The following is a 14,387-nucleotide window of genomic DNA, read 5'->3' on the forward strand; positions in this document are numbered from 1 at the left end:
GGTCCTCGCCGCCGGTCAGCCGGGTCCGTACGCGGCCGGCCCGGAGGGACGTCAGTACGACTTCGGCAGCCCCAGCGTCTGGTGGGAGACGAAGTTCAGGATCATCTCGCGGCTGACCGGGGCGATCCTCGCCACCCGGGCGGCCGTGATCAGGCGGGCGAGGCCGAACTCCTTGGTGAGGCCGTTGCCGCCGAGGGTGTGGACGGCCGTGTCGACCGCCTTCACGCAGGCCTCGGCCGCCGCGTACTTCGCCATGTTCGCGGCCTCGCCCGCCCCCATGTCGTCGCCCGCGTCGTAGAGCCGCGCGGCCTTCGCCATCATCAGCCGGGCCAGCTCCAGCTCGATGTGCGCCTGGGCGAGCGGGTGCGCGATGGCCTGGTGGGCGCCGATCGGGGCCTTCCAGACCTGGCGCTCCTTCGCGTACTTCACCGCCTGCGCGAGGGCGTACCGGCCCATGCCGATCGCGAAGGCCGCGGTCATGATCCGCTCCGGGTTCAGGCCCGCGAACAGCTGGAGCAGGCCCGCGTCCTCGTCGCCCACCAGGGCCTCGAAGGGCAGGTGCACCTCGTCGAGGGTCAGCTCGAACTGCTTCTCGTTCGCGTCGAGTTCCATCTCGATGTGGCGGCGGCCGAAGCCCTCCGCCTCGCGCGGGACGATGAACAGGCAGGGCTTCAGGTTCCCCGTGCGCGCGTCCGACGTGCGGCCCACGATCAGGGTCGCGTCGGCTATGTCGACGCCCGAGACGAAGACCTTGCGGCCGTTGAGGACCCAGCCCTCCTCCGTGCGGGTCGCCGTCGTCGTGATCCGGTGCGAGTTCGAGCCCGCGTCGGGCTCGGTGATGCCGAAGGCCATCGTCTTCGACCCGTCGGCGAGCCCCGGCAGCCACGCCCGCTTCTGCTCCTCGGTGCCGAAGCGGGCGATGACCGTGCCACAGATCGCGGGCGAGACGACCATCATGAGCAGCGGCGCACCGGCCGCGCCCGCCTCCTCCAGGACGACCGACAGCTCGGCCATGCCGCCGCCCCCGCCGCCGTACTCCTCGGGCAGGTTCACGCCCAGGTAGCCGAGCTTGCCGGCCTCGGCCCACAGCTCGGCCCGGTCGAAGCCGGGGCCGTGACGGTGGCCGAGCGCGGAGACGGCGGAGCGGAGGGCGGTCAGCTCTTCGGATTCGATGTCGGTGCTCATGCTTGGTGGTCCTCCAGTGCTTCGGTCGAGGGGGTTTCCTGTACGACGGCGAGCAGGGCGCCTACCTCGACCTGGCGGCCGGGGGCGGCGTGGAGCGCGGTGAGCGTGCCGGAGGCGGGGGCGACGACGCGGTGTTCCATCTTCATCGCCTCCAGCCAGAGGAGCGGCTGCCCGGCGGTGACCCGGTCGCCGGCGGCGAGGCCGTCCGCGACCCGGACGACGGTGCCGGGCATCGGGGCGAGCAGGGAGCCGGGCTCCTGGAGGTCGGCCGGGTCCGTGAAGCGGGGGCGGGCGGTGAGGCGGTGGCCTCCGGAGTGGACGGTGTCGCCGTACGCGGCCACGGTGAAGTTCCGTATCACTCCCGCCACTTCGAGGCGTACGGCCCCCGGCGTCGCCGACATCACCCGTACGCCCTCCGGGGCCGTGACCTCGTAGCCGCCGTCCCGGGTCGGCCGATAGCGGACCTCGTGGTCGCCGTACGTCCGCACCTCCTCCTGGGAGCGGACGTTGCGCCAACCACCGCCGAACCGGCCCCTGTTGATGGACGCCGAGGCGAGGGCGGCGGCGACGGCCGCGTACTCCTCGCCGGGTCGAGGTGTGGTCAGCGCGGGCAGGTTCCGCTCGTAGAAGCCCGTGTCGAGGGCGTCCGCGTCGGCGTACTCGGGGTGGCGGAGGGACGCCACGAGCAGGTCCCGGTTGGTGACCGGGCCGTGGAGCACGGTCCGCTCCAGAGCGTGGGCGAGCTTGCGGAGGGCCTGCTCCCGGGTCGGGGCGTGGACGGTCACCTTCGCGAGCATCGGGTCGTAGTGGACGCCGATCGGGTCCCCGGAGGCGTATCCGGTGTCGACGCGGACACCGCCCGGGACCTCGAAGCGGTGCAGGACTCCCGTCTGCGGGGCCCACTCCCGCGCCGGGTCCTCGGCGTACAGCCGGGCCTCGACCGCGTGGCCGTGCGGGGCCGGGGGCTCGGGCGGCAGGGCGCGGCCCTCGGCGACGGCGAGCTGGAGGGCGACCAGGTCGACGCCGTACACCTCCTCCGTCACCGGGTGCTCGACCTGGAGGCGGGTGTTCATCTCCAGGAAGTGCGCCCGGCCGTGGGCGACGAGGAACTCGACCGTGCCCGCGCCGACGTATCCGACGGCCTTCGCGGCGGCCGCCGACCGCTCGTACAACTCGTCCAGGAGCGGTGCGGGCAGGCCGGGCGCCGGGGCCTCCTCGATGACCTTCTGGTGCCGCCGCTGGAGGGAGCAGTCGCGGGTGCCGAGCGCCCAGACGGTGCCGTGGGTGTCGCAGAGGAGCTGCACCTCGACGTGCCGACCGTTCTCCACGTACGGCTCGACGAACACCTCGCCGTCCCCGAACGCGCTCGCCGCCTCCGCCGAGGCCGCCGCCAACTCCCCTTCCAGGGATTCCAGTTCTCGTACGACACGCATGCCCCGGCCGCCGCCGCCCGCCGCCGCCTTCACCAGGACGGGCAGGTCGGCCTCGGTGACGTCACCCAACGGCGCGATCCCCAGGAGCTCCTTCGCGCGGGTCTTCGACGCCATCGCCTCGATCGCCTCGGGCGGCGGCCCGATCCACACCAGCCCGGCATCCGTCACGGCCCGCGCGAAGTCGGCGTTCTCCGAGAGGAAGCCGTAGCCGGGGTGGACGGCGTCCGCGCCCGCCGCGAGCGCCGCCGCCACGATCAGGTCGCCGCGCAGGTACGTCTCCGAGGGCGCGGCCCCCGGCAGCCGTACCGCCGCGTCGGCCTCCCGGACGTGCAGCGCGCCGGCGTCCGCGTCGGAGTACAGGGCGACGGTGGAGATGCCCAGGTCGCGGCAGGTGCGGAAGACCCGGCAGGCGATCTCGCCCCGGTTCGCCACAAGGACGGTACTGATCACCTGATGCCTCACATTCGGAAGACGCCGAAGCCGCCGCGCGCGCCCTCGACCGGTGCCGTGTGGATCGCGGAGAGGCACAGCCCGAGGACCGTGCGGGTGTCGCGGGGGTCGATGACCCCGTCGTCGTAGAGCCGGCCGGACAGGAACATCGGCAGCGACTCGGACTCGATCTGCGCCTCGACGAGCGCCCGCAGCCCGGCGTCGGCCTCGTCGTCGTACGGCTGCCCCTTCGCCGCCGCCGAAGCGCGCGCCACGATGGACAGCACCCCGGCGAGCTGCTGCGGGCCCATGACGGCGGACTTCGCGCTGGGCCAGGCGAAGAGGAAGCGCGGATCGTAGGCCCTGCCGCACATGCCGTAGTGCCCGGCGCCGTACGAGGCCCCCATGAGGACGGAGAGGTGGGGGACCTTCGAGTTCGACACCGCGTTGATCATCATGGCGCCGTGCTTGATGATGCCGCCCTGCTCGTACTCCTTGCCGACCATGTAGCCGGTGGTGTTGTGGAGGAAGACGAGCGGGATGTCGCGCTGGTTGGCGAGCTGGATGAACTGGGCGGCCTTCTGCGACTCGGCCGAGAAGAGCACGCCCTGTGCGTTGGCGAGGATGCCGACCGGGTAGCCGTGCAGCCGGGCCCAGCCCGTGGTGAGCGAGGTCCCGTACAGCGGCTTGAACTCGTCGAAGTCCGAGCCGTCGACGATCCGGGCGATCACCTCGCGCGGGTCGAAGGGCGTCTTGAGCTCGCCGGGGACGATCCCGAGGAGCTCCTCGGGGTCGTGCTCGGGGGGCTCCGCGAACGCCGGGTCGGGGTGGGCCTTGCGGTGGTTGAGGCGGGCGACGATCCGGCGGGCCTGGCGGATCGCGTCGGCCTCGTCGACGGCGTAGTGGTCGGCGAGGCCGCTGGTGCGCGCGTGCATCTCGGCGCCGCCGAGCGACTCGTCGTCGCTCTCCTCGCCCGTCGCCATCTTCACCAGCGGCGGCCCGCCGAGGAACACCTTCGAGCGCTCCCGGATCATCACGGCGTGGTCGGACATGCCGGGGACGTACGCGCCGCCGGCCGTCGAGTTCCCGAAGACGACCGCGACGGTCGGGATCCCGGCGGCGGAGAGGCGGGTGAGGTCGCGGAAGAGCGCCCCGCCCGGGATGAAGATCTCCTTCTGGGAGGGCAGGTCGGCGCCGCCGGACTCGACGAGCGAGATGACGGGCAGCCGGTTGGCGTACGCGATCTCGTTGGCGCGCAGGGCCTTCTTCAGCGTCCACGGGTTGGAGGCGCCGCCGCGCACGGTCGGGTCGTTGGCGGTGATCAGGCACTCCACGCCCTCGACGACCCCGATGCCCGTCACCAGGGAGGCCCCTACGGTGTAGTCGCTGCCCCAGGCGGCGAGCGGCGACAGCTCAAGGAAGGGGCTGTCGGGGTCGACGAGCAGCTCGATCCGCTCGCGGGCGAGCAGCTTGCCGCGCTTCTTGTGGCGGGCGGTGTACTTCTCGCCGCCGCCCGCGAGGGCCTTGGCGTGCTCGGCGTCGAGGGCGGCGAGCTTGTCGAGCATGGCGGCGCGGTGGGCCGCGTAGTCGGGTCCGCCGGTGTCGAGGGCGGAGGCGAGGACGGTCACAGGAGATCCTCCGGGATGTCGGTCAGGAGGGCGGCCGGGATGTCTGCGTGGCGCGAGCGGAGCCATTCCCCGAGGGCCTTGGCCTGGGGGTCGAAGCGGGCCTGGGAGGCGACGCCCTCGCCGAGGATCCCGGCGATCGTGAAGTTGACCGCGCGGAGGTGCGGGAGGAGATGCCGGGTGACGGTCGACTCGGCCGCCTCCGGGAGGAGTTCGCGGATCTTCTCGACGGTCAGGGCATGGGCGAGCCAGCGCCACTCGTCGTCCGTGCGGACCCACACGCCGACGTTCGCGTCGCCGCCCTTGTCGCCGCTGCGGGCCCCCGCGATCCGGCCGAGGGGAACTCTCCGGGTGGGCCCCTCGGGGAGGGGCGGCGGAAGCTCCGGGTCGGGTACGGGTTCCAGGTCCCGGGTCTTCGGGGGTACGGGGAGCTCCCGGCGGGTCCCGTCGGGGAGCACCGCCGTGTGCGGGACCTCGGCGGCGGGCGCGTACGCGCTCTCGAAGACCCCGTAGGGGGCGCCCTTGCCGGGCGGGGCGGTGACGTGGAAGCCGGGGTAGCTGGCGAGGGCGAGTTCGATGGCGGCGCCGGTGACGGTACGGCCGACCTTCTCGGGGTCCCGGTCGCGGACGACGAGGCGGAGCAGGGCGCTCGCGGTCTCCTCGGTGGGGGCGTCGGGGCGGTCGGTGCGGACCAGTTCCCAGCGGACCTCGGCGGGCGGGTTCTTCGCCAGTGCGTCGGCGAGCTGCTCCTGGAGGAGCTCCGCCTTGGCCTCGATGTCGAGGCCGGTGAGGACGAAGACGACCTCGTTGCGGAAGCCGCCGAGCCTGCTGAGCCCGACCTTGAGCGTCGGGGGCGGGGCCTCGCCCCGTACGCCCGTGATCCGGACCCGGTCAGGACCCTCCTGGGTGAGCCGGACGGTGTCGAGGCGGGCGGTGACGTCGGGTCCCGGGTAGCGGGCGCCGGCCGTCTCGTAGAGGAGCTGGGCGGTGACCGTGCCGGTGTCGACGAGGCCGCCGGTGCCGGGGTGCTTGGTGATGACCGCGCTGCCGTCGGCGTGGAGTTCGGCGACCGGGAAGCCGGGGCGGCGCACGTCGTGGCCCCGGAAGAAGGCGTAGTTGCCGCCGGTGGCCTGGGTGCCGCACTCCAGGACGTGCCCGGCGACGACCGCGCCCGCCAGCTCGTCGTACGCCTCCGGGCCCCAGCCGAAGTGCCACTGCGCGGGCCCGGTGACGAGGGCGGCGTCGGTGACCCGGCCGGTGACGACGACGTCGGCGCCTGCGGCGAGGCAGGCGGCGATGCCGGCGCCGCCGAGGTAGGCGTTGGCGGTCAGCGCGCCGTCGGGCGGCGGCAGCCGGTCGCCCTCGACGTGGGCGATACGGGTCGGCAGGCCGAGCTTCGCGGCGAGGGCGCGCAGGGCGTCGGCGAGCCCGGCGGGGTTGAGGCCGCCCGCGTTGGCGACGATCCGGACGCCGCGCTCGTGGGCGAGGCCGAGACCCTCCTCCATCTGGCGCAGGAAGGTCTTGGCGTATCCGGCGGCCGGGTCCTTGAGCTGGTCGCGGCCGAGGATGAGCATGGTCAGCTCGGCGAGGTAGTCGCCGGTGAGGACGTCGAGTCCGCCGCCGGTGAGCATCTCGCGGACGGCGTCGAAGCGGTCGCCGTAGAAGCCGGAGGCGTTGCCGATGCGGAGTGCCATCAGGCTCCCTTGGGGGTGCGGCCGCCGCCCGCCGGGCCCGCGAAGGCCTGGGCGATGCCGAGCCAGCGCTCGGCGTCCTCGCCCTCGGCGACCAGGGCCGTGTCGTCGCGGTGGAGGCGCTGGGTGACGAGGAGGCAGAAGTCGAGGGCGGTCCCGGTGACGCGCTGGGCGGCGCCCTCGGGGCCGTACGTCCACAACGTGCCGTCGGGGGCGGTGAGTTCGACGCGGAACGGCTCGGTGGGTGCCGGGATGCCCCGTACGAGGTAGGCGTAGTCGCGGGCGCGGTGGCCGATCCAGGCGACGTGCCGGAGCCGGGCGGTGGGCGCGCGGACCACCCCGAGGGCGTCGGCGACGTCCTGGCCGTGCGCCCAGGTCTCCATCAGCCGGGCGGTGGCCATGGCGGGGGCGCTCATCGGCGGCCCGTACCAGGGGAACCTGGCGCCGGGCGGAACCGCGCGCAGGGCCTCCTGGAGCCGCTCGCGGCCGGTGCGCCAGCGGGCGAGGAGCTCCTCGGCGGGCAGTTCCGCGCCCTCCTCCGCGCCCTCGTCGACGAAACGGTCGGGGGCGGCGAGCGCCTTCTCCGTCTCGGCGGCGAACGCGTCGGCGTCGGTGGCGGCGAGGAGGGCGGCGCGGTCGGTCCAGGCGAGGTGGGCGATCTGATGGGCGATCGTCCAGCCGGGGGCGGGGGTCCGCGCCCTCCACTGCTCCTCGCTCAACTCTCCGACGAGACGGTCGAGTTCCGCACTCTCGTCACGCAGGTCGTCGAGGACGTCGACGGGGTCGGACACGGGGCGCTCCCCTCGGGGACGGGCGGGTCACGGGCCTTCGCGGAGGAGCATGCCAGCGGGACGAAAAACAATCAAGCATGCTTGCTTTAGTTTGTTCCGTCGGAGACCCACACGGGGCGGAGGCACCGTCCGTCATCCCCGAGAGGTACACGCGGGCCCGCCCCGTGCCCCCTTCGGCATGACGCCGAATCCCCCCTCGTGGGGCCGTGTTCGCCCCGTTCCCGCTCCTAGCGTGGACGCCATGTCGCCGTCACTGCTCACCTTCCCCCTCAAGGACTTCCGCGCCCAGGTGCGCCGGCTCGTGCCGACCGGGGCCGCCGACGTCGGTGACGCCGCCGTCCAGGTCGTCCCGGACGGCACCGGCGGTTCGCTCCCGGGCGGCGCGGCGGCGCGGCGGCGCGGCGGCGCGGCGGCGCGGCGGCGCGGCGGCGCGGCGGCGCGGCGGCGCGCGTCGCGCGGGTGCTGGAGGTGATGCTGACCCTGGAGTCGGCCCTCCTCGCCCTCACCGGCGCGCTCGCCGGAACGCTCCTCGGCCTGGTGTACGGGACGCCGGCCGCCCGCTCCGTCCTGGCGGGCCACGTCTCCGCCCTGGAGGCCCTGGCCGACTCGGGCGGCACGCCCCTGACGGTCCTCGCCATCCTCGCGGCCACGGTCCTCACGGGCGTCGCCGCCTCGGTCCTGCCGGCCCGCCGGGTCCGCCGCATGGTGGTCGTGGACGCGCTCCAGGCGGGCTAGGACCTGGCCGACCCTGATCCGCCGGGCAAGACGCCCCCTAGGACCTGGACCTGGCCCTTCTCCGTACGAGGGAGGCCAGGGCCGTGACGGCGACGACGAGGAGCAGGGGGCTGAGCGGAAGGAGGGTGCCGGGGGCGTCGTCGATCACGTCGATGCCGTTCCCCACGGCGGTGATCCAGGCGATCTCCCCCACGAGCACCATCGGCCCGACCCGCCGCTCCCCCGTGACGAGCATCCCGATCCACAGGACCGCCGGCATGACCAGGAAGGTGTTGACGAGCGCCGTGGTGAACGCCTGGTCGGCGGAGTATCCGGGCCCGGCGCCGAGCGTCGCGGCCGCCTGACCGGCGAACGACAGGTCGAGCGTGTCGGACAGGATCAGGTGCGACGCGGCGACGCCGAGCGTGGAGACGATCACCGCTTTGAGGAGGCGGGGGGCGCGGGGGGTGGGTGCGGACGGTGCCATGCGCCCTGACTATACGCACGGTCTATACATGGCGTGTATAGACCCCCTCCTCCGCCTCGGCTCGACACCCCCGGCCCGGCTCAGACTCCCGGCGGGAAGACCGTCGCCGCGTAGGCCGCGGCCGCCGGGGCGGGCTGGAGGGCGGCGTGGGCGGCGATCGCGTGGACGTCCCGCCAGGCCCGCTCCAGGCCGCCGCCCGCGACGAGCCCGCGGGCGCCGCCGGTGCGCATGAGGCGCTCCACCGCACCGGTGAGGAGGTCGACGGCGAGGGCCGCGTCGCGCTGGTTGAGCGCGGCGGCGGCGACCGGGCCGGGGGCCGGCCTGTCGGCGCGGGCGGCGGACCGGCCCGCTATCGGAGCGTCGGCACGCGCGGCGGACCGGCCCGCACCCGGACCTTCCGCGCGCGCCGCCGTCGGGTCCATCGCCGCCCCGTCCGCGCGCCCCGCGGCCGTCTCCAGGAGCAGGCGGGCCGCGTCGATCTCGGCCGCGCAGCGGGCCAGGGTCTGCTGGACCGTCGGGTCGTCGGTGAGCGGCCGCCCGTCGGGGAGGCGGCGCCCTCCGACGAGGAGGGTCCAGGCCTCCAGGGCCCCGCGCGCCGCGCCAAGGGCGGGCGCGGCGAAGAGGAGCGCGGCGACCAGCTGGTACGGCACCCGGTGGCAGGGTGCCGCGTCGGCGTCGGCGACACCGGCCAGGGCCTCGCGGAGGAAGGTGCGGTGTTCCGGCACGAACACCCCGTCGACGGTGACGCTGTGGCTGCCGGTGGCGCGGAGCCCGACCGCGTCCCAGGTCTCCCGTATCCCGACCCGCTCGCGCGGCACCGCCAGGACCCGGTAGGCCGGGGCCCCGTCCCCCGAGTGGTCGAGGGAGGCCAGGAGCACCCAGTCGGCGTGCTCGACGCCGCTGGCGAAGGCCCACTCCCCCGACAGGGTCCAGCCGCCGGGCACCCGGGCGAGCCGGCCGGCCGGGGGCACGATCGCCGCCGCGATCCGCACGTCGGGCGAGTCGCCCCACAGGTCGCGCTGCCCCTCGTCCGGCAGGTGCGCGGCGAGGCGGGCGTGGGCGGCGAGCAGCACCCCGCACCAGGCGGCGGAGGCGCAGGCCGTGCCGGCGTCGGCGACCGTGTCGAGCAGTTCGGCGAAGCGTCCGGCCCGGCCGCCCCAGCGGCGGGGCACGAAGTGCCGGGCGAGGCCGGCGGCGGTCATCGCCTCGACGACCTCGGGGTGGAGGCGCCCGGTCCGCTCCGCCTCCTCGGCGTGCCGCACGGCGGCGGCCCGGAGGTGCCCGGCGGTGAGGACGGGGAGGGTCGCGGGGGCGTCGACGACTGTCATGGCACGTACTCCTTGGAAGTGGAGGTTCAGTGGTGGTGCTGATGCGAGTAGCAAAAGATTCGGTCCGGAAGGTATTTTCTGAGAGCCCGTCATGAGAGACATGGAGGGTGCAACAGCGGAAGGGAGGCGGACGCCCGGTGAGGCAACAGGACAGGGCCCGCATGACCTATGACCTGGTGCTCGGCGCGGCGGCGGCCGAGTTCGCCCTGCACGGATTCGCGGGGACGAACCTGGCCGCCATCACGGCCCGCACCGGTCTGACCAAGGGGGCTCTCTACGGACACTTCTCGTCGAAAGCCGACCTCGGCGGCGAACTGACCCGCTCCTTCGAGTCGGCCTGGGCCGACGCCCTCGCCACCGCCGCCGGCGAGGCGGAGGTGAGCGGCGCGGCCCTGCCCGCCCTGCGGAGACTGCTCCTCGACCTCGCCCACCGGGTGCACGAGGACCTGCCCTTCGCCGCCGGGCTGCGCCTGGTCCTGGACGCCGCCCGCGCCGAGGGGACCGTCCCCGGCGCCCTGGGCACGCTGTGCGAGGTCGTGGAGCGCCTGATCCGCAAGGGCCAGGGAGAGGGCACCGTCCGCACCACCCACCCGGCCGAGCTGCTCGCCCGGCTCGTGGTGGCCCTTCTCGTCGGTGCGCCCGCCGTGGTGACGGCGACGGACACGACGGGTCCCGCCGAGCTGGTGAGCGAGGTCTGGGACATCCTGGAGCCCGCGTTGGCGGGCTCCCGTGGCGGCTGAGCGAGGCGAGCGAGACCGAGCGGGGGCGGGTCCGCGCAGCCGGGGCTGCGCGGGCGACGCCCCCTTGCGCGTCCGGGTGCAATGGCGTCACCTCTGTGCAGGTGGGGCTGCACAGGCGGGGACGCACACAGGTGGGGCTACGCGAACGGGACTCGCACAGGTGGGGCTGCACGAGCGGGGCGGGCACAGGTGGGGCTGCGTGAGCAGGACTCGCACAGGTGGGGCTGCACGAGCGGGGCGGGCACAGGTGGGGCTGCCTGAGCAGGACTCGCACAGGTGGGGCTGCACGAGCGGGACTCGCACAGGTGGGGCTGCGTGAGCAGGACTCGCACAGGTGGGGCTGCGTGAGCAGGACTCGCACAGGTGGGGCTGCGTGAGCAGGACTCACACAAGTGGGGCTGTGCAAGCGGGACTTGCACGTGGGGAACTTGCGCACGTGGGGGCTGCACAGGCAGGGCTTGCGCAAGTGGGGTCGTACGAGCCGGACTCGCCCCTACGGGGGCTGCGCACAGGGGGGCCGCAAAGACTGCGGCTGCGCAAGGAGCGTCAGGCTCGGGGAAGTCGCCCGGCCCTGGGAGCCGCCGTGGCGGCGGGGCTCTCGTGCGGGCGGGTGTCCACCGAGGATCGGCGGGGGTCCAGCCAGGATCGGCGGGCGTCCGGCCAGGATCGGCAGGGGCCCAGCCAGGATCGGCAAGGCTTCCGTGACGGGCTGCGGCGGCGGGTGGGTCCGTGCCCGGGTCCGAAGCTTCAGGCCGCCTGTGGCGCCAGGGTGCGTGCGGCCACCGGGAGACCGGTCGGGGACCCGGCGGGCAGGGCTGACGGGCGTGGGGTGGCCGGCGCCGGGCCCGGCAGCCAGGACCAGGTGGCCGTCTCGGAGGGCGGGGCGGAGATCGGTCCGTCGCCCACGAGGACAGGATGGCCGACGGAGCGCAGCAGAGGCAGGTCGCTCTCGTCGTCGGCGTAGACGTGGCAGTCCCCGGCGGAGAGGCCGAAGGCCGTCATGATCCGGCGGGCGGCCTCGGCCTTCGGCTCGCCGATCATGGGCGGGCCGGTCAGTTCCCCGGTGAGGATGCCCTCCGAGGTCACCTCGGGCACGGTGCACACCACGAGGTCGGCTCCGACCTCCCGGGCCAGCGGGTCGAGGCAGGCGGAGAAGGCTCCGGAGACGAGGACGATCAGGTCGCCGGCGTCCCGGTGGCGGCGCAGCGCCTCGTACACGGGGCGGTGGAGCAGCCCTCCGGCCCGGGCCTTCTCGTACCACTCGCGGCCGCTGGTCTCGAGGTCGTCGAGGTGGCTGCCGGCGAGGAACCGGAAGAAGGAGCGGTTGACCTCTTCGCGGGGGACGCCCTCGTCGATCTGGCGCTGGAGCGAGGCGCGGGCGGTGGCGAGCCTGCGGGCGGCCACCTCTCCGCGTCCCCAGTGGCGGGCGAGGACGCACGCCATGCTCTTGCAGGTGATGAGGGTCTCGTCCACGTCGAAGAACGCGGCCCGGGCGGGGGCGATGCTCATGCTCTTCCCCCTCTGTCGCCGAGGCGGCTGCCGGTCGCGCGGCTCTGGCCCAGGCGGCTGCTGCCGCGGCCCAGCGGGGTCATCCGCCGGTCGGGCGGGGCCATCAGACGGTCCGGCGGGGTCATCCGCCGGTCTGCCACCGTGCGGCCGTTCGCCGTGGCGGGGGCCGGTTCGGCGATCTCGTACTGTGCCGTCTCGACGAGTTCGAGGATCTGCTCCGCCAGCGGGCGCAGCCGCGCACCGGCGGGGGTGAGTTCCACGGAGCGGTTGCCGCGCCGCTGGAACAGGGAGGCTCCCATGTCCTCTTCCAGGCCCTTGATCTGCGCGGTCACCGCGGGCTGGGAGTAGTGCAGGTTGTGGGCGGCGCGGGTGAAGCTGAGTTCGCGGGCCACTTCGCGGAAGGCCCGTAAGTGCTGGAGTTCCATCCTTCTGCCTTTCTACGCTTGTCCGTTCTTCCCTTGAACGTGGAGCCGTGCGGTCGTCACGCGCAGCGGGCCACCGCGGTGGCGAGGACGCGGCCGCCCTGGGTCGCGGAGAGGCGCACGCGGCCGTCCTCGGTCGGCGTGGCCTCGACGGCCACGGCCTCGGCCAGCTCGCCGAAGACGGCGAAGTCGGCGTCGAGCGTGGTAAGCGCCGCGCCTCCCGCCGTCTGCCGGGCCGCCTGCCGGAAGGCCTCCAGGAGCAGCATCCCGGGCACGTGGTCCGAGGGGTGCTCGAAGTAGCCGGGGTGCGTGGGGTCGACGTGCAGCCGCCATTCCGCGGCGCCGGCCGGGCGGGGCCGCTGCTCCGCGGCGGGTACGGGCCGCAGGACGCCGCGGTCGTCGGCGGAGCCCACGCCCGTCCCGTACGCGGAGGCGCCCTGATGCGCCCCCACGGTCACGGCCACGCCCGCGGTCTCGGCGGTCCGGCCGCGCTGGCGCAGACGCCCGTACCGCGCGCCGTCGATGACGACGACCCCGGCGGAGGCGCGGGCGCATTCGCGGCCCCCGACCTCGATCACCATGTCGAAGCGGGCGTCGAAGCGGCGCGGGTTCCGCGCTCCGGCGGGCGTCACGACCTTCACGTCGAGGACGACCGCGAGCGGACCGCAGCCGACCCGGAGGGCGGCCGGGTCGCTGATGCGCAGCGACAGCGCCTTGAAGATGAAGTGGTGGCCGATCGGCACGTCGTGGTAGCGGTGGCTCAGGAAGATGCCGGCCTGACGTACGGTCTCGACGAGCAGCATGAAGTCGCACTGCCCGGTCTCCTCCGGGCGGTACAGCGCGTGGTTCCGGGGCAGTTGCGCACCGACCAGGAAGCGGTCGGCCCCGGCGACGGACGCGTCGGTGAGGAAGACCTCCGTCACCGAGGCGCGGTGCACGAACCGGCGGGAGATCGTGCGGTCGAAGCTCAGGCCGTCCTTGGCCTCCCTGATGAGCGACTCCAGGGACTCGACGGGCGTGAGCGCTTCGGCGGTTAACACGTTCTGGAGCACACCGATGGACATCCTTATCCCCCTCAAGGTGAATCATCGTGGCGACGAGGGACCTCGACGGCCCCTCGGCAGCAAGAAATATACCTTCGAGAATGTATATTGCAAGGCGTAGGCACGAGAGAGGCGGACAGGCATGGCGACGACACCCCGAAGCGAACCCAAGCAACGCACCACCGATCCGAAGCAACGCACCACCGAACCCAGGCAACGCACCACCGACCCGAAGCCGCGCAGCGAACCGAAGCAGGAGCGCGCCCGGCGCACGAAGGTGCACATCCTCCAGTCGGCCGCCGAGCTCTTCGCCGAGCGCGGCTACGCCACCGTCACGCTCCAGGACGTGGCCGAACGCGCGGAGATGACCAAGGGCGCGGTGTACTTCCACTACACGAACAAGGAGGCCCTCGCCGTCGCGGTCGTGCAGGAGCACTACGCCCGCTGGCCCGAGATCCTCGACGGCGCCGAGGGCGACCACGAGGCGCCGTTCGACCGGCTCACCGCCGTCCTCGACACGGTCACCCGGGCGTTCGCGCGGGACATCGTCGTCCAGGCCGGCGCGCGGCTCCAGATCGAGCGGGCCCTCATCGACGCCGAGCTCCCCGAGCCGTACGTCGGCTGGGAGGACTACCTCAGCCGGCTGATCGGCGAGGCCAAGGACGCGGGGCAACTGCGGGCGGGAGTGGAACCGCGCGCGGCGGCCCGCGTCCTGGTCTCCGCCTTCTTCGGCATGCAGCACATCTCGGACGTCCTCAGCGGGCGCAAAGACCTCACCGTGCGGCACCAGGAACTGCAGACCGTCCTCGTCGAAGGGCTGCGCGGCTGACCGGCCGCGTGCCCGCCGTGAGAAGCCGGAAAACGGCGTGGGGTCCCCCAAGGGTGGGGGGGGACGCAGGGTTTCGGCGCTTCACGGGGGGGGAGCGGGCGGGCAGGACCGTAAACCTTTGAAAAGGAGAGGGTGTAGGTCCCCGGGTTATAAGGGGAGGG

Annotated in this window: 14 protein-coding genes; 4 read left to right on the forward strand and 10 right to left on the reverse strand. The window is 73.9% G+C overall.

What is annotated here, in order from left to right:
- Window positions 1-51: 51 nt before the first annotated feature.
- The 5 genes from ACZ7HT_RS11740 to ACZ7HT_RS11760 are packed head-to-tail and all read right to left on the reverse strand — an operon-like array spanning window position 52 to window position 7,154.
- Entirely contained in the window at window positions 52-1,185 is a 1,134-nt protein-coding gene (locus tag ACZ7HT_RS11740) for an acyl-CoA dehydrogenase family protein (protein ID WP_471163303.1), read from the reverse strand.
- Window positions 1,182-3,068, reverse strand: a complete 1,887-nt coding sequence (locus tag ACZ7HT_RS11745; RefSeq protein WP_471163305.1) for an acetyl/propionyl/methylcrotonyl-CoA carboxylase subunit alpha — start codon at window positions 3,066-3,068, stop codon at window positions 1,182-1,184. The genes ACZ7HT_RS11740 and ACZ7HT_RS11745 overlap by 4 nt, the downstream gene beginning before the upstream one ends.
- An 8-nt stretch (window positions 3,069-3,076) precedes the next feature.
- On the reverse strand, window positions 3,077-4,675 hold the full coding sequence (locus ACZ7HT_RS11750; RefSeq protein WP_471163308.1) for an acyl-CoA carboxylase subunit beta: 1,599 nt from the start codon (window positions 4,673-4,675) through the stop codon (window positions 3,077-3,079).
- On the reverse strand, window positions 4,672-6,366 hold the full coding sequence (locus tag ACZ7HT_RS11755; protein WP_471163311.1) for an acyclic terpene utilization AtuA family protein: 1,695 nt from the start codon (window positions 6,364-6,366) through the stop codon (window positions 4,672-4,674). Before ACZ7HT_RS11755 ends, ACZ7HT_RS11750 begins: the two co-directional genes overlap by 4 nt.
- Window positions 6,366-7,154 carry a TIGR03084 family metal-binding protein gene (locus ACZ7HT_RS11760; protein ID WP_471163314.1) on the reverse strand — a complete coding sequence of 263 codons (789 nt, stop codon included), beginning with the start codon at window positions 7,152-7,154 and terminating at the stop codon, window positions 6,366-6,368. The genes ACZ7HT_RS11755 and ACZ7HT_RS11760 overlap by 1 nt, the downstream gene beginning before the upstream one ends.
- Window positions 7,155-7,395: 241 nt before the next feature.
- Between ACZ7HT_RS11760 and ACZ7HT_RS11765 the strand changes: the two genes are divergently transcribed.
- A complete protein-coding gene (locus ACZ7HT_RS11765; protein WP_471163317.1) occupies window positions 7,396-7,626 on the forward strand; it encodes a hypothetical protein in 231 nt (76 codons plus the stop codon).
- Window positions 7,614-7,889 carry a hypothetical protein gene (locus ACZ7HT_RS11770; protein WP_471163320.1) on the forward strand — a complete coding sequence of 92 codons (276 nt, stop codon included), beginning with the start codon at window positions 7,614-7,616 and terminating at the stop codon, window positions 7,887-7,889. Before ACZ7HT_RS11765 ends, ACZ7HT_RS11770 begins: the two co-directional genes overlap by 13 nt.
- Window positions 7,890-7,926: 37 nt before the next feature.
- On the opposite strand, the gene ACZ7HT_RS11775 is transcribed toward ACZ7HT_RS11770, so the two are convergent.
- Together ACZ7HT_RS11775 and ACZ7HT_RS11780 are read right to left on the reverse strand one after the other, a co-directional pair.
- Window positions 7,927-8,355 (reverse strand): hypothetical protein, encoded by a 429-nt coding sequence (locus ACZ7HT_RS11775; RefSeq protein WP_471163322.1) that lies wholly within the window; start codon window positions 8,353-8,355, stop codon window positions 7,927-7,929.
- An 80-nt stretch (window positions 8,356-8,435) separates the two neighbouring features.
- Window positions 8,436-9,683, reverse strand: a complete 1,248-nt coding sequence (locus ACZ7HT_RS11780) for an acyl-CoA dehydrogenase family protein (RefSeq protein WP_471163325.1) — start codon at window positions 9,681-9,683, stop codon at window positions 8,436-8,438.
- A gap of 161 nt (window positions 9,684-9,844) precedes the next feature.
- On the opposite strand from ACZ7HT_RS11780, the gene ACZ7HT_RS11785 reads away from it, so the two are divergent.
- Window positions 9,845-10,423, forward strand: a complete 579-nt coding sequence (locus ACZ7HT_RS11785; RefSeq protein ID WP_471163328.1) for a TetR family transcriptional regulator — start codon at window positions 9,845-9,847, stop codon at window positions 10,421-10,423.
- A gap of 747 nt (window positions 10,424-11,170) precedes the next feature.
- Here the strand turns inward: ACZ7HT_RS11785 and ACZ7HT_RS11790 are convergent.
- From ACZ7HT_RS11790 to ACZ7HT_RS11800, 3 genes are read right to left on the reverse strand one after another with little or no spacing between them, the layout of a single operon-like run.
- Window positions 11,171-11,932, reverse strand: coding sequence for an HAD family hydrolase (locus tag ACZ7HT_RS11790; RefSeq protein WP_471163330.1), 762 nt, complete (start codon window positions 11,930-11,932; stop codon window positions 11,171-11,173).
- Window positions 11,929-12,357 carry a LysR family transcriptional regulator gene (locus ACZ7HT_RS11795; RefSeq protein WP_471163333.1) on the reverse strand — a complete coding sequence of 143 codons (429 nt, stop codon included), beginning with the start codon at window positions 12,355-12,357 and terminating at the stop codon, window positions 11,929-11,931. Before ACZ7HT_RS11795 ends, ACZ7HT_RS11790 begins: the two co-directional genes overlap by 4 nt.
- Before the next feature lie 56 nt (window positions 12,358-12,413).
- A complete protein-coding gene (locus tag ACZ7HT_RS11800; RefSeq protein ID WP_471163335.1) occupies window positions 12,414-13,418 on the reverse strand; it encodes a ScbA/BarX family gamma-butyrolactone biosynthesis protein in 1,005 nt (334 codons plus the stop codon).
- 121 nt (window positions 13,419-13,539) lie between these two features.
- On the opposite strand from ACZ7HT_RS11800, the gene ACZ7HT_RS11805 reads away from it, so the two are divergent.
- Window positions 13,540-14,226 (forward strand): ScbR family autoregulator-binding transcription factor, encoded by a 687-nt coding sequence (locus ACZ7HT_RS11805; RefSeq protein ID WP_471163338.1) that lies wholly within the window; start codon window positions 13,540-13,542, stop codon window positions 14,224-14,226.
- Window positions 14,227-14,387: the final 161 nt, after the last annotated feature.

Source organism: Streptomyces sp. NPDC037410 (genome assembly GCF_055602235.1).

What these genes read in the sequence shown, in the direction of transcription:
- ACZ7HT_RS11795 (WP_471163333.1), bottom strand. Translation starts at nt 12,357, where the DNA reads ATGGAACTCCAGCACTTACGGGCCTTCCGCGAAGTGGCCCGCGAACTC.
- ACZ7HT_RS11785 (WP_471163328.1), top strand. Translation starts at nt 9,845, where the DNA reads ATGACCTATGACCTGGTGCTCGGCGCGGCGGCGGCCGAGTTCGCCCTG.
- ACZ7HT_RS11740 (WP_471163303.1), bottom strand. Translation starts at nt 1,185, where the DNA reads ATGAGCACCGACATCGAATCCGAAGAGCTGACCGCCCTCCGCTCCGCC.
- ACZ7HT_RS11805 (WP_471163338.1), top strand. Translation starts at nt 13,540, where the DNA reads ATGGCGACGACACCCCGAAGCGAACCCAAGCAACGCACCACCGATCCG.
- ACZ7HT_RS11755 (WP_471163311.1), bottom strand. Translation starts at nt 6,366, where the DNA reads ATGGCACTCCGCATCGGCAACGCCTCCGGCTTCTACGGCGACCGCTTC.
- ACZ7HT_RS11780 (WP_471163325.1), bottom strand. Translation starts at nt 9,683, where the DNA reads ATGACAGTCGTCGACGCCCCCGCGACCCTCCCCGTCCTCACCGCCGGG.
- ACZ7HT_RS11775 (WP_471163322.1), bottom strand. Translation starts at nt 8,355, where the DNA reads ATGGCACCGTCCGCACCCACCCCCCGCGCCCCCCGCCTCCTCAAAGCG.
- ACZ7HT_RS11790 (WP_471163330.1), bottom strand. Translation starts at nt 11,932, where the DNA reads ATGAGCATCGCCCCCGCCCGGGCCGCGTTCTTCGACGTGGACGAGACC.
- ACZ7HT_RS11800 (WP_471163335.1), bottom strand. Translation starts at nt 13,418, where the DNA reads ATGTCCATCGGTGTGCTCCAGAACGTGTTAACCGCCGAAGCGCTCACG.
- ACZ7HT_RS11765 (WP_471163317.1), top strand. Translation starts at nt 7,396, where the DNA reads ATGTCGCCGTCACTGCTCACCTTCCCCCTCAAGGACTTCCGCGCCCAG.